The organism is Paenibacillus endophyticus (assembly GCF_014192395.1).
GTDB classification, from domain to species: domain Bacteria; phylum Bacillota; class Bacilli; order Paenibacillales; family Paenibacillaceae; genus Pristimantibacillus; species Pristimantibacillus endophyticus.
In genome coordinates, this window is the sequence record NZ_JACHXW010000002.1 from 52,542 (window position 1) to 67,488 (window position 14,947).

General features: G+C 45.8%; 11 protein-coding genes. 1 reads left to right on the forward strand and 10 read right to left on the reverse strand.

The genetic code is table 11. The annotated features are described in order from the left end of the window. Positions 1-26: 26 nt before the first annotated feature. Positions 27-557: an acyltransferase gene (locus FHS16_RS02910; protein ID WP_183558666.1), complete on the reverse strand. Its 531-nt coding sequence runs from the start codon at positions 555-557 to the stop codon at positions 27-29. 306 nt (positions 558-863) lie between these two features. Between FHS16_RS02910 and FHS16_RS02915 the strand changes: the two genes are divergently transcribed. Next, a complete protein-coding gene (locus FHS16_RS02915; protein WP_183558670.1) occupies positions 864-5,717 on the forward strand; it encodes an S-layer homology domain-containing protein in 4,854 nt (1,617 codons plus the stop codon). A gap of 243 nt (positions 5,718-5,960) precedes the next feature. Here the strand turns inward: FHS16_RS02915 and FHS16_RS02920 are convergent, their stop codons facing one another. The 9 genes from FHS16_RS02920 to FHS16_RS02960 form a co-directional block, all read right to left on the reverse strand. Further along, the gene (locus FHS16_RS02920; RefSeq protein WP_183558673.1) at positions 5,961-7,208 is read right to left on the reverse strand and encodes a DUF4153 domain-containing protein; all 1,248 of its coding nucleotides are present in this window, start codon (positions 7,206-7,208) and stop codon (positions 5,961-5,963) included. A gap of 66 nt (positions 7,209-7,274) precedes the next feature. Beyond that, on the reverse strand, positions 7,275-7,499 hold the full coding sequence (locus FHS16_RS02925) for a helix-turn-helix domain-containing protein (RefSeq protein WP_183558676.1): 225 nt from the start codon (positions 7,497-7,499) through the stop codon (positions 7,275-7,277). Positions 7,500-7,509: 10 nt separating this feature from the next. Continuing rightward, positions 7,510-7,992, reverse strand: coding sequence for a DUF2975 domain-containing protein (locus FHS16_RS02930; protein ID WP_183558679.1), 483 nt, complete (start codon positions 7,990-7,992; stop codon positions 7,510-7,512). A 312-nt stretch (positions 7,993-8,304) separates the two neighbouring features. Continuing rightward, a complete protein-coding gene (locus tag FHS16_RS02935) occupies positions 8,305-9,285 on the reverse strand; it encodes a hypothetical protein (protein WP_183558682.1) in 981 nt (326 codons plus the stop codon). 274 nt (positions 9,286-9,559) lie between these two features. Next, a complete protein-coding gene (gene spoIIP, locus FHS16_RS02940) occupies positions 9,560-10,384 on the reverse strand; it encodes a stage II sporulation protein P (RefSeq protein WP_183558685.1) in 825 nt (274 codons plus the stop codon). Between the two features lie 21 nt (positions 10,385-10,405). Then, entirely contained in the window at positions 10,406-10,789 is a 384-nt protein-coding gene (locus tag FHS16_RS02945; RefSeq protein ID WP_183558688.1) for an SH3 domain-containing protein, read from the reverse strand. Between the two features lie 300 nt (positions 10,790-11,089). Then, complete coding sequence (gene atzF / locus FHS16_RS02950; RefSeq protein ID WP_183558691.1) at positions 11,090-12,838, reverse strand: allophanate hydrolase; 1,749 nt, start codon at positions 12,836-12,838, stop codon at positions 11,090-11,092. 30 nt (positions 12,839-12,868) lie between these two features. After that, a complete protein-coding gene (locus tag FHS16_RS02955; RefSeq protein WP_183558694.1) occupies positions 12,869-14,476 on the reverse strand; it encodes a PucR family transcriptional regulator in 1,608 nt (535 codons plus the stop codon). A gap of 15 nt (positions 14,477-14,491) precedes the next feature. Further along, positions 14,492-14,926, reverse strand: a complete 435-nt coding sequence (locus FHS16_RS02960; RefSeq protein ID WP_183558697.1) for a cupin domain-containing protein — start codon at positions 14,924-14,926, stop codon at positions 14,492-14,494. Between the last annotated feature and the right edge of the window lie 21 nt (positions 14,927-14,947).

Below are 14,947 nucleotides of genomic sequence, written 5' to 3' on the forward strand. Positions count from 1 at the left end.
GTCATTGGCTTGTATGTATAAAACCGTTATTCCCGAACCCAGCCCTCTTCAATCTCCAGCTCGCGGATCACCTTAGCAGGGCTTCCCCCTGCGAGCACGTTGCTGGGTACGTTTTTGTTAACGGTGCTTTTGGCTGCGATAACCGAGTTATCGCCGATTGTGACGCCAGGAAGAATGGTGCAGTCGGCTCCAATCCAGACATTGTTGCCTATTGTTATTTTCTTGCTAAGCTCGCCTTTATCGGCGCTATCCATGCGATGGTAGTTGCTATCGAAAATACTTGTTCTTGGGCCTATTTTAACATGATCGCCTATAGTAATTTCCTTATTAGCTGCAATTCCAACGCCTGCATTAATATAGACATGATCCCCAATCGTTAGGTTCGCGCCCTTGGTGCTCGTTATTTGAACGGCCCATGGATGCCCTACGATGGAGAGGCCTCTACCAACCTCGATCACACCTGTTCGATTAACAAACACTTTGCCGCGCAGCTTTGGAACTGTTCTTCCGAATTTGTAGAATCCTTTGAGCTTGTACAGTACAGTATTAAACCTCATTTAAATCCTCCCATTCCACAAAAGTTCGCTTTTCGAATATTATATCAGAAATAATTATTAATTTACGTAATAGTTATTCGAAATGAATAATTTATAATGAAATAAATGCGGATACTCAACCTATGCTCTCATTTCTATTCGACGATGCCACAGCATACTGCTGCAACCATTCTAGCTGGAAATAACTGAATTTTAAAATATGCTTTTTTTTGTTTAGAATTTGTTTAATACCATTTGTTAGAATTAGGATTGTCTAAAATAGCATTTATTTTTACAAATTGTTGATAACAATCAGGAGGAAGAATCATGCACAGTGCACATTCACGTAAAGATTCATTTTTCAAAAAGTTTTTATTGGTTGTGATTTCCTTTATTTTAGTACTCACAGCTGCCCCGATTACGCCTATAATGGCGGATTCAGAGCCGGACTCGCTGCCAATCTATGTGGGCTGGCAACAATTTGCGCATACCGGCGCTACTGCCAATGTATCTAATGATACGACCAGAGTACTGAACTTTCCGGCTATCCCGGGCCGAAATAACGCAGCCACAACAGCTGGCGGACGATTAAGAGTAGTGCCGGTAACAAATGATTCAAGCGGCATTGTCGTTCGAACAAATAAGATTAAGCTTGACGGAGGCTTTAGTACTTATTTTGTCATGCATTTGAATGGAAGCACTTCTCTGAATAATACTGGTTTTCCCGGACCCGCTGATGGTCTAACCTTTATTATTCAGGATAACCCTACACCTGTTCTAGGCGGGGTAGGCGAAGGGGTGGGCTATGCCGGTATTCCAAATTCCGTAGGTGTAGAGTTCGATACGTGGAAAAACCTCGGACCTCATAAGGGGATTCAATACAATGACCCGAACACCCCTTTTAATCGCTTGAATCAATATCATCCGGCAACTAATCCAAACGCTCCTACTGCTGATCATGTCGCTATTGTTATGAATGGCGACAACCATCACCAACAGGGCAGCGGCGACGTAATTGATAATTTGCAAGGCGCCAAATTTCGTTTGTACGATTACGGTGTAAGCAATGCCTACGTTCATGTTTGGGTTGATTACAATGAAGATGGCCTTCTTACCACAACTTATGGTCTAAGTAATATTCGAACCCATGCCAATAACAGATCACTGGAACGTAACGTAGGCAAGTCCCTTATGAACAAAGAGGTATATGTAGGCTTTGGAGCGAGTACAGGTGGAGCCAACTCCCATCACGATATTTTGTCGTGGTATTTCAAAAATTCCTACGTTGAGGGAGGGCTAAACCCTAGCGGAAATTATAAACAAGGACCAAGTGCAGTTACAATCAATAATGTATTCTCCACCGATGGCGGAGCGCAAACGGGTATTGATATCAAGGTAAAAGGAATGAGCAGCAGTGATAATCTGCCTAATGAACTGGTTGATATCTACGTTAATAACCAACTAGTAGATGGCGAATACCGTACAAATAGTGAAGGTGAACTCGTATATACCTTCAATGAATCAAGTCATTTGCAGGTCGGCAGCAACACCATTACTGTAGTCACCCGTAACGGAGGCACCTCCGCGAATACTTCGGCGGTTAAGACGACGACGCCTGTGGCGAACGATATCGTATTAGCCTATACGACAAAAGGCATATTGACCATTGATGGGGTTCCGAGTGGAGTTGCCGTAACACTATACGACGACAATCATGAAGTCATTGCGGCTTCTCCAATCGTAACGAACGGAACAGTTCGCTTGCAATTGACAGACGCCGGCAAAGATATCCTAGCTGATGTCAGCCAGATTGATATTTCATATGCCAAGAATGGCGAAGTGATCAGCAATAAAACAGCTATAATCCCAATTGTGCGCAGCAGCGCGCCAGAAAAAGAGACAATTGTCACGAATGTACCAAAAAACACAGTAACCGTTAAAGACGTCCCGCCAGGCTCGACTGTTAAAGTGTATGGTGACGATGACGAGCTCATCGGTACGGCTACTAACGACGGCGATGACGAAGCAGTCCTTGTGGTCACTATTGACTCGCCAACTGAGCTTCAAGAAGGCGATGTCATTAAGGTTACGATTACCGAAGAAGGCGGCAAGACAGAAAGTGAACGAGTTTCAAGCAAAGCAACGCTGGAGAGCGACCCGCTTGATGGGGAAAGTATTAAAACAAACGCCACCGACAATACGGTAACAATTAAAGACGTACCTCCAGGAGCGACCATCAACGTATACGACAAGAACGGCGACGTTATTGGAACAGCTACTAACACTGGCTCAGATGCAGAAATCGTAGTTGAAATTAAAACACCGCATTTGCTTGAGGCAGGCGACATCATTAAAATTACAGTTACAGAGACAGGCAAGCTGGAAAGTGAGCCGGTGTCTAGCGAAGCGAAGCTGGACAGCGTGCTTGACTCAAATAACGTTAAGACGAACGCAACAAACCATACCGTAACAGTCAAAGATGTGCCGCCGGGTGCAACCATTCTAGTTTACGGCGAGAACGGCGATGTCATCGGTACGGCTACCAATACAGGCTCATCGAAAACAACCGTTGTAGTCAATATTGAATCTACACCAGCCCTTGCTGAAGGCGATATTGTAAAAGTTACGGTCACAGAAAACGGTCATTTGGAAAGTAAACCGGTAGTAAGCGAAGCGAAAATGGAAAGCTCGCTGCTTGAGACCGACAACGTGAATACAAACGCGACAAAAAACACAGTGACGATTAAAGACGTGCCGCCAGGCGCAGCCATTAACGTATATGACAAGAACGGCGAGGTTATCGGTACAGTCACCAACACAGATACGTCCATTGCGACCGTTGTAGTTGCCATTGGAGCCCCGCATGTGCTTAGTGAAGGTGACTTGATCAAGGTTTCCATTACAGAATCTGGGAAGCTGGAAAGCTTACCGATTTCAAGCCTAGCGAAATCGGAAAGTGATTCACTCGTTAGTTCAAATGTTGAAGCAAGTGTGTCAAATGACAGCGTCAAGGTAGTAGAGGTGCCTGCTGGTGCGACCATTATCGTCTACGACGAGAATGGTACGGAATTGAAACGAGAAGTAAATAACGGAACGGAGTCGGAAACCGTTGTTATCGAAGGGCTTGACCTCGAGCTTGGAACCAAAATTCAAGTGACAATAACGGAAAAAGACAGATATGAAAGCAAGCCCTTGCTTATAAATGTCGCGTTCTCGACAGACGAAGCGATTGATGATGCGCTGCGGTCCTTGCAAATCGGCTACCAAGCGAACGATACTTGGGAGAGCGTTACACTTCCTGTACTCGTTATATCAACGGGAGCAAATGATACAACGGTGGAGTGGGCCTCAAACAAGCCAAAGGCGATTGAAATTTCATTGCCTGCAAATGGAACGGTCGAGACACTTGTTCATCGTCAACCAAAGGATGAGAGTGTTATACTCACCGCTTCTGTCTCTAAAAACGGCGTAACAAAAACCCGCACATTCCTGTTAATTGTCAAGGCTGAGAACCTAACGAAGACAACGATCGAGAATTATCGACAAGTACAAATAGTTGGCGGCTCAGACGACGAGGTGAATGAGCAGGTTGGCATTAATCGTATTACGTTATCGAACGGAGTCAAAATAGACAAAGCTATTTTTGATTCGGCAGCAGCAACAAGGTTTGTCAATGATCTAAGAACAAAAAACGGGATTTCAACGATATATGTGAATGAGGTTATAGGAGATGAGCCCGGAGAAATTGCGGTTGAAATTCCTGGACAATCTGTAAGACTGTTAAACAACAACCAAAACACATTGGATATACGCACAGAATATGCGACCTTATCCATTGCGGCACAAGTCATTGACCAAATGGCAGATCGTTATCTTGACTTGTTTTTCCGCTTAATTCCGGTCAAAGATGCTGGTCAGCAAACTGAATTAAATACCAGCATTGTGAAGGAAACAGCAGTTAGAACAGCTGCTGGAGACAAGGACGTTGAAGTATTAGGCTCCTCGCTGGAAATTGAAACGAACTATCGTGATTACACAACAACACTGTTTTTACCGTTCGCAAAGAACGGAATTACGCTGCCAGTAAGCAATGTAGACAGCTTCCTGAATTCGCTCCGGGTGTTTGTAGAGCATAGCGATGGAGAAAAGATTGTGATGAACCCAACCGTTGTATATAACGGTGTCACTCCAATTGGGCTAGAGATTGAAATTGACAAGTTTAGCGTTTTCTCGGTTATCCAATTCAAAGAACGAGCGACAGGCGGAGTCGTTGTTTCGCCAGTTAAGCCAACAGAACAGATTAAGAAGGCAATCGTTGACTCAAAAGAGGGAACCATTCACCTTGATCTAGTTGATGGCAGCGGCAAGGTGGACAAATCAGGTTTTATTGTTAAAATCAGCGGTAAGGCCGCGGATATACAAGACGTTAGAATGGATGGCAACCAAGTTATTATTCAGCTGAAAAACCCTATCCCGGCAGGCTATGCAGCAACCGTATCCTATACGCCAGGCAGCGGTTGGACAGGTACGCTGCAGCCATTCGCCGACCTGACAATTGCAAACCCAGGCCATCATATCGCTTATATTAAAGGCTTCCCTGACGGCACATTCCGCCCGAATAACACCGTTACGAGAGCGGAGATGTCGGCTATACTAGCCCGCAACAAAAATCTATCTAATCATTACGAATACCAAAAGTTGTACCCGGATGTTTCGAAAGGCTTCTGGGCAGCAGCTAACATCGAGCAGCTGCAAGCTATCGGATTAATGATCGGTGATAAGCAGGGCAACTTCCGGCCAAACGACCGTATTACGAGAGCCGAAATGGCAATGATTGCGGCCAAATGGTTAAAGGCCGATCTTGACGGACAATTCACAAGTACATTTGCCGACGTATCCGATCAGCATTGGGCTGCATCCGCCATCACCGCTGTCAACAAAGCAGGAGTTATGATTGGTTTTGAAGACGGCTCGTTCGGCCTGAAGGAATATGTAACACGAGCGCAGGCTGTTACTATTATGAATCGTCTGCTCGGAAGAGGGCCGCTTACAGGCGTGCCAACACCGACATGGCCGGATGCGCCTTCTGCTCACTGGGCATTCGAACACATCGAAGAAGCTTCGCAGGATCACTATTACACGTATCTTCCAGATGGTAAAGAGCTGTTAGATAAGCAATAGCACCATCTTGGTGCTATTGAAATGAATCAAAGTTCAACCGTTCTTACATGAAAAAAGCCAAGAAAATACCGGGTTACCAACCGGCATATTTCTTGGCTTTTTTTCTCGCTATGCAAACAGGGAACTTTGCTTGTGGTGTCAAACACGATTCATTTTTCGCATTTTTTTACCAAAGTACAACGTCGACCCTCTCGACTTCGGATAGCAATAGAAGTGGCGTAAGGGGAATCTTGAGAGAACCATCTACTTAAAAATCAACGGAAAAGCAAATGTAACGAATGCTGCCCAAAGCCCATAGACCGGCAAATACTTCGTAACGGCATTTTGAATGGCTAAAGGCCCGGTTTTGTTTTTCAGAAAATGCATATAAGTGATCATAATCCATATTAAGTTGGCCCAAATCAATATGTTTACCCCTAAAACAGCAAGCCTGTTGGGTGTTATACCATATGAAGAAAGCCTGAACACTATAGCTGAGAAAGCCACACTGTCAATGATAAGAGCAAGAACGATTAAGGCAAAATTTATAAAATCAGATATATTCTTTTTCTCGTCCTTGCCGCTTTCGGTAATAGAAAATATAGTGACAGCCAATACACTCAGAAGTATTCCGTTGAAGGATAGAAGGAAGTTGCGGTCCAAAAATGGATTTTTCCCGACCCATATAACCGTTATAAGATAAACAATCAATGTAACAAGTACAAGCGGACTAAAAATTTTAGCGATATACGGTGCAATATTTTTAGAAAGCTTAAGATTGCCCGAAACCAGGTATGCAGCCACAATAGCGAGAGCGGCAGCACCAAATAATACGACATTCTTAAAATAAAATTGAGAGATGTCCATTCCGACAAAACTAAATAATTGCATGGTTAATGCTGTCAGCAGCATGCCGCTGATTGCCATACTGGCGTAGAGTATGCAAAACTCTCCATTAAATTTAAGATAAGCTAATCTTGTTTGACCTATACCATGTTCATTTCCCGTAAATGCAAGCCCAAGCAGCACCCATAAAAATACGGGAAGGTGAAGATAAGCCAGGATAGTACTGTCTTTAAGCTCTAGCGGCAGTATATTGAGATAGAACCCTGAAACTAAAAATAACAAAGCAATGGTGTAAATAACGTTTTTTCGAGGTTTACTATTATATACAAAATAAGCAGCGATAAAGGGAAGCACGCCAAAAATAAGGTTAATAGGAGCAATGGCCTCCTGTTCGACATAATGGAAAATGATTCTGGAGCTTATACCCGCAAGAATGGCTAATATGCCCATGAACAGGAAATTTTTCAGAGGCAAGGAGGTTTTTTCTGTATGTTCAGTCTCCTTGAAATACAATCTTTCATGCCAAGCAGCAAGAACCTGCGAATCCGGGTTATGTTCCCAAGCATAAGAGAATGCCTTTTTAAAGATTTCGGGTTCTTTTCTATACAATCGCTCCAGCGCCTGCGGGTCAGCCATATTTTCAATAATCAGATTGTTATTGCCCACGTTACACCTCCCCTAATTAATGTCTTAGCAAGCCCTATTCCCTTTTCAATGTTGCTAAACGAGCGGTTACTGTCCATGGCTGTCTTGGTCACTTTTATATTCTAAAATGTCTCCAGGCTGGCAGTCTAATGCCTTGCAAATGGCCTCTAAAGTTGAAAGCCTGATCGCTTTTGCCTTTCCATTCTTTAATATAGAAAGGTTAGCCATTGTGATACCGACCCGCTCCGAAAGCTCCGTTACGCTCATTTTTCTTTTCGCCAACATTACATCAATATTAATAATTATCGCCATATTATTCACCTCAGACCGTCAAATCGTTTTCAGATTTTATAGCAATAGCCTCTTGTAGAAGCCTTTGGAGAACAGCAGCAAAAACGGCAATCACCAAGGAAGTAAAAATCATGACCAATCCGATGAGTATGAACCCTGGGGCGTCGTCTCTCTCCGCTATAAGATAGAAGAGCGGCAGTCCTAACACATACAAGCTGCTGATTATAATGGCGCAGTATTTTATGCTATTTAAAGCCCGTACAGATATTTCCGAGAAAGCGATGTTCTTATCGATATAGCTTAGAAGCTTAAAAGCTTGATACAGAGCAAAGTAAAAAGGTATCGCAGCCGCATACAGATCCATATAAACGAGATATTTCAAATAAGGATGATCTGGATACAGCTCTACCGCAAAATTCGCGATCTCAGGCACCAAAAATATACACAAAGCAAGAACAGGAATTCCAATAAGAATAACGGCTGCCTTCAAAAAGAATGTTGATCCTCGTTTCATAAAAAACCCTCACTTATTCGTAAATTTAAGTTGACTTTAACACATCATTTATCGTTTTGCAATAAAAAATTAATGTTATAGAACATATTGTTGTTGTTATATTGAAAATGAGCTTGCAAAGAAAAAAGCACTCCTCCTTACAAGGAAATGCTCTTTGGTCTAGATATTCAATTTATAACTTCTCAAACAAAGCTGTTTGTCCGTTGCATTTCTAATTTGGTCATGTATTTATTGCCCACTTTTCAGTGTGTGGCAATTGTTTGCTCTAGCTAAGCAATTAAATTGGGGAACGACCTGACCTATTAGCAGCTGTTAACCACCATAAAGAGCCGTATAAACCCCCAAGATTTCAGCATCTGAGGCTTCCACTTTCATTAGTGTTAAGCCCTGCCGAATGACGCGCATAGCATGGGCGTTCAGCTTGGAGCCATCCCCGATCATGTTCAAATCGCCTTCGTATTTCAGTCCCGCTTTACTATCGATATCTACTTTCATTTCACTCTTTATAAAATAGGGCATAGAGAAGACGTGTATGATCTTAGCCGGGTTTTCAGCCGTATTCATTTTGGCAAAATATCCATCTGCCTCAGATTTGCTCTTCGAAATAAAGGTATGGCCCCTGCTCCACTTATTGTAGGTTGCGTTAGCGTCAGCATCCTCTCTGCCATGTGTACTGATGCCTTCGCCTTTCCCGCCTTTGCTCGCTTTAATGCCGCCTGCATAAATCGCATCAACATGCTTGGTATAAGTAACATGATAGAAGATCGTTGCTCTTAGAATGGCTTTTATTGAATCATCGATAGAGCCGCCGGGATTAACAAATACATCATCCTCTTGATGCTGCCGCGGCGCCTGAAACATCGCCTTGAATGGAGCGGTACTGATAATAATCTCCGCAAGCTCCCTTTCCGTATGGGATTGACCGATATAAGCAGCTAAGCTTGCTTTTACTTCTGCATACCCCGGGATACCGTCCTTTCCTTCGCTTCGATCCTTCATTTTCACCCATAACGCAGAAAGCTTATCGTTATTCCATACTACTTTAGCTGCATCTTTTAAAGCCCTTTGCATGACTGGGCCTTGAGCCGGATGCTTAGAATTTTGTTGTTGGACCATTTGCATAACGGCCTGGTTCCCAACTTTTCGCTGAAGCATCATCAACTGCTGAATCGAAGGCGAGACGTTTGTTTCATATCCTTGTAGTTCGGAGGATTTTGCGGCTTCCGTCGCTTTGGCATTAGTCGCTTGCGCGTTCACTTGGCGCTCCACCTGTTGGCTAGCAGAATGACTCATCTATATTTCTCCTGTTCCAAAGCAAGATACGTTTATTTCAAATTATACCTGAAATCGAAAGGATTGGAACCAGTAAAGGATCAACTTCAACAAAGCGATTAATTGCGTAAAAAATAGCATCCCAATTCATTGAAACAGAAGAGCTGGCAAACCAGCATAAGAAAAATATTCTTATAAGATGTTGCGAATGCTGCTCGCACACAAAAAAAGCAAGGGAAACCTGCCCTCGCTTTTTCTATTCATTATTTATCATTGATCGATATGAACTTCACTTTTACTTGATCGATTTGTAATATTCCGCGAACACATCTGCGAAAGCATCTGCCGTCTGCAAGTTTTCTTGCAGGGTATTGTTTACGCCTCCGAATTCCAGCAGCAGGCTTCCGTTGGAAACAGATTGGTTGTACTCGGCATTCCCTTGATGCGCGCTTTTGGTCAGAACGCCTCGTGAGATGCCGGGGTATCTCTTATTCAGCAGTGCATGCAATTTATCTGCGAATTTCTTGTTCTCTTTATACGTAGGATTCACTTCACCAATTACGAACATGATGCGTGCATACGATTTGCCATTAATCGTAACTGTCGTTTTGCTGCGCGGCACGTCTGCGTCACGGTGGATATCGAAGAAATAAGTCAAGGAAGCATGGGACTGAATCGCATGATTTACTGCTTTGCGTGATTCAGCATAAGCCTTCGTATAGCTTAATTTCTGCTCATTCAGCTTGGCTGCAAAATCAGTCTCCTCTAACAAAGAAGCGATTCCCTTTCTCTCCAAGCTTTGCGCGAGTTGTTTGCCTACGAGCGTAATGTTTACTTTAGAATCATCATACGAGGTGCCTTTTGTGCTGGTTGACACATTTTTCCACGACTCACGATTGTGGGTATGATAGATGTATACTTTGCTATCTTTTTGACTGACTTCGCCTGTGTTAACGACCCATTTCGCAACGTATGCACTGCCTCCGCTGGGCAATGAAACTTGATACCAGTCCCCAGTTAGCGTAATGATCGGGAACGATTCGCCTGCTCTTGCCTTCGTTACAACCTCATAATCAAGCCCAGGTCCTTCTCGCAAATTGGTCGTATCTACTATTTTCACAATCGCTTCCTTATCAGGCTTTTACCCCGCATTCGAAGAAGTCCCGCTGTTCGAAGCGGCAGCCGTGTCCACGACCCAATTCGCTACGTAAGCCTTATTGCCGCTTGATAGCTTGATCTGATACCAATCCCCTTCCGATCCAACGATCGGGTACGAATCGCCTGCAACTGCCCTCGCTACTATCTCGTAATGAGTGCCTGGCCCTTTTCGCAAATTAGTGATGTCTGTTATTTTTGCTACTGTTGCTTTATTGGATACAACTTTAGCTTGTGCGAATAGTCGAGGACTGGTGCTGGACGCGTTCCCTCCAGATAGGCTCTGAATGGAAGCATTGGCGGCATCAGATCCCCCAAATAATAAAGCGATAATGGCTGTTCCGCCCAATAATTGATTTCGAAGTCTCAAGCTGGCTTTCCTCCATTTCAAAATTCTGTTCTACGAATTTCGACAATAGTGGAGGAAAATCCTGCTTATTCAAGCATGGCAATGCGAAAATGAGCGTAAAGCCTCACTCTATGGTTCTTCCTGCCGGATGAATAACAGAAGGCACTGAACCAGAGTCACTTTTGTAAATCCAGTACCCGCCTAGTATCAAATATCAGCTTAAAAAGAACCTTCAGCACCATTTTCGAATGGTGTTAAAGGTTCTATTTGCCCTTTACGGGATTGGATCGCTCTGGTACTTCTGATAAGGACTGCTTATTGCTACTTGATATGTTTCCACCCGCCAAAAGCTGTAATGTCCTCAGCTCCCGCTTCCGCGTAGCCCTCGCATATAAAGCCGGATACCTCTGTCCCGTCCGCCAGCTCGACTTTGCCGATCCCAAGCGGCGCAGGAATTAAAGCCGCAAATGCACCGAAGGATGAGACAGGCATTTCCCACACCTCAACCTCGATGGTATGTCCGCCATCGCTTTTCTTCAGCAGCCCAGGCTTAGCAGGCACTGTTGGGAGCTTCACCAGTTGATACTTGGCCGCTGTATGTGCTTCTCGCACGAAACGGCTGCCAAACGACAGCATCTGTTTCTCCAGCGGATAACCTCTCATATGCAAGCCGCAGACGGCGACCGAAATATTGCCAGCCATCTCTGCCGCAGGCAGCGACAATTCCTCCCCAAGAAACGAAGCAGCGGCTGCTTCCACCAAATGCTCATTGGCGGAAAGCGCAAATAATGTAATGCCAAAGGGCATTTCCGGCGCGGCATCACCTGCTGGTACGGCAACCGCACACAAATCGAGCAGATTGCAATGGTTCGTGTATAGGCCCATAGCCGAATTAGAAGCAATCGGCTCGGCAGCTACCTGCGCTCTCGTCCATGTTCCTCCACAAGTAGGCATAACTAGAACGGCGCCCTGCAGTAGCTCATTGCTTCTCATACGCAGCTCCTGCAGCTGATGCATCGCCTTAAATACGGAAGCCGCGTCATGTTTTCCGGGTGACCCCGAACGCAATACCTGCTCCGTTACAGGGAAAGCAACACCCGGCCGCGCTTCCACAAAGCCGCCAATGCTAGCCCACCGCTCAGCAACCCAAGGACCCTCGTACAGAAGAGCAGCTGCCTGCGCGAGCCATTCATAATCGATATATTCAATGGCAATAGGCAGCGCTCTAATTTTCTCCACTGCATCGTCCCATGCCTTGCGATAAGCCTCAGCAAGCGGACCATAGAAATCCAGCGGCTTGCTCGGCAGAAAAAGCTTATCCGGCTGCTTTGCCTGCAAGCGCGGGACGCGCTTCGACCATGGGTCTGTTTGGTCGAACCCGCGTGCTTGCTGATCGACGTCTTTCGCATCCTGCAAAGTATGCGCAAATACAGTGACACAATCCAGACTGGCACAGGCCGGTACGACACCTTTAGTCGGCCATGCTCCAAGACTTGGTTTATAGCCGACCAAACGGTTAAGCGCCGCCGGTACTCTACCTGATCCCGCGGTATCGGTGCCCAGTGCAAATGCGGCATGTCCCCGCGCAACCGCAACGGCAGATCCTGAGCTGGAGCCTCCGCTAATCCAATCGCCTTGCAGCGCGTTATGCGTCTCGCCATAAGGACCTCTGGTGCCCACAAGCCCAGTAGCAAATTGATCCAGATTCGTTTTGCCGACAGGAATCGCTCCTGCAGCTATCAATCGTTCCACGACTGCCGCATGCCGGTCAGGCATATAGGCAAATTCAGGGCAGCCTGCCGTCGTAGGTGTACCGGCCAAATCCATGTTGTCTTTAATTGCGAATGGCACGCCCCACAGCGGCAAGAATTGGTCCATCGTCCCCAGCCTCTCCAAGTAAGGTTGAATCATTTCCCTCTCAGGCGGCACAATCCATATATTCATCCCTTCATCCTCACAGGCGCGACGGATAACCTCTTCTATTACCTGCTCCGGTGTTAGATTCCCGCTCGCATATTGCTCGCGCAGCCAATCTACAGTAAGCTCAAGCGGAATATTCAGCCTGCTCATCCGGCTCCCCTCCTTCAATACCGTTTTACGCTATGCCGGTCTCATCTCGTTCAGTTTAACAGCCAAATGCAGCTGCAAAATATCGTCGCCATTATCCAAGCTGATGCCAAGCAATTCGCATACCCGCTCCACCCGGTAGGATACCGTATTGTAATGGGTAAACAGCTCCGCCGACGTCTTTTTCACATTCCGATTATGCTTGAAATAAACCTTAAGCGTCTCAAACAGCTGCGAGTGATGCTTCGCATCATAGGCAAGCAGCGGCATAATGAATTGATTGCGGTAGTCTTTGACCTCCTCCGTATCCGGAAGATGATACAGCAATTGAAAGACACCAAGCTTCATATAGTCCACATAAGGCTCACGATAATCACAAATCGAGCTGATATGATGTATTTTTTTGGCATCGTTATAGCTTTCATACACTCTGTCTGCGCTTTTGGTCCGATTCCCGATACAAAGCGAATAGCTCTCTGTAGGGAAGTGCGCCTTCAAATCCGCCGTAATCGCCTCAATCGCCAAATTCCTCATCCCCTGATTTGCCTCAGGAAAAAGAATGATCAACTCGCCTTCGAGTATTGTCGCTTGAAGGTCTTCGCAAATGGATTTGGTCCTAAGCCGTTTGATTGCCTGCTGCATATGCTTGATGCTTGGTTTGGCATTCAGAAAGCGCACCAGCGCAACATAACGCGGCCGTTCCTCTTCCAGAGGGCAGCCACACGCCTCCGCTCTCAGCTTCAAATCCTCCATGGTGACGATCCTGCCCGTAATCCAATCTTGCAAAAATTGATCTACGTATTTCAGCTCGACTTCCCGCCTGGCATTGGCATTGATCATCTCTAATCCCACCAGAACGCCAACGCGGTCAATCGTCAGGCGATCGACAACGGAATGCTCCTGATTCCATTCCAGCAGAATAAGCAGACATTTCTCATACTGTTTGTCATTGACTGCCGATACGTAGACGCGGATGCGGCGCTCGCCAAGCGTAACGAAGCTGACGCCTAGATTGCTTTCCTCGCGCAAGCTGGCCCAGAGTCTCGCATTGTCAGCCTCTTCAAGCTGCTCCGCCAGAGGTGAGAGAAACAAATGATTGGAATCATCGAGCAAAATAATCGGGTTGTTCAATATGCCATCCAGCGTTTGTAAAAATTCTTCCAGCCCTTTTCCGTACAATAGCTGCTGCGAAAGCTTCTGGAAGCGGCTTTGCAGCAGCGACAATTCCCTTGCCTCCTGAACCAATACGCGCTCCATAATATCCCGCACCACATCCGAGAATACGGTCGACGACGGCAGCTCGAGGATCGGGAAGTCAAGTTGATCCGCCAGTTCCAGCGCACGGGCTGGAATTTTATCGATAAATCGTTTGGTCTTAATCCCAAGAGCTGATACGCCCTTCTCCACTAACTGCGGAATCATATCCGAAATGGCATCCGGCTGGTCGCGGAATGGAAAGCCGCTCGTTATGAGAAACTCCCCGGGCCGCACCCAATCGATAACATCCGGCACTTCCATCACGTTCACGCGGTTAATGATTCGCTGCATGCCGTTAGCGCCTGCCAAGACGACAGCTTCCTTAAAGTCGGGGATGAGCAAAACGTCGCTGCACGTGAAGCCTGCCTTCTTGTTATCCGCCATCGCATATCCCGCCTGTTATTTCAGCTGCGTGGAATATACATCTTCCACAAGCGTCGTATTGAAAAACGAGTTGGCCGGGGTATCTTCTCCTACCGGCAAAAAGATGCTGATCTGCTCCGTCGGTTGATCATCGTCATTCGCTACGGAATGCACAACGCCTGCCGGCACATGGAACGTGTCGCCCGCCTTGTAGCTATGCCATTCTCTGTTGCACAGCAGCTTTACTTTGCCTACTGTAATATAAATAATTTCCGCTACGTCATGATAATGAGGCAGCACCTGACCGCCAACGCCGATTTTCTCCCATAGAACGGAGCTGGTACGGAACCCCATTTGATCGGCCTGTGCCGCTGATACAATCTCGCGATGATATAGCTCAATATGGTCCGGCATAAGCCCCCATGGCATTTGTTCTCCAATGATTACCTCTGTTTTCTTTGCTGTGATCATAATGATATTCCTCCAATATTC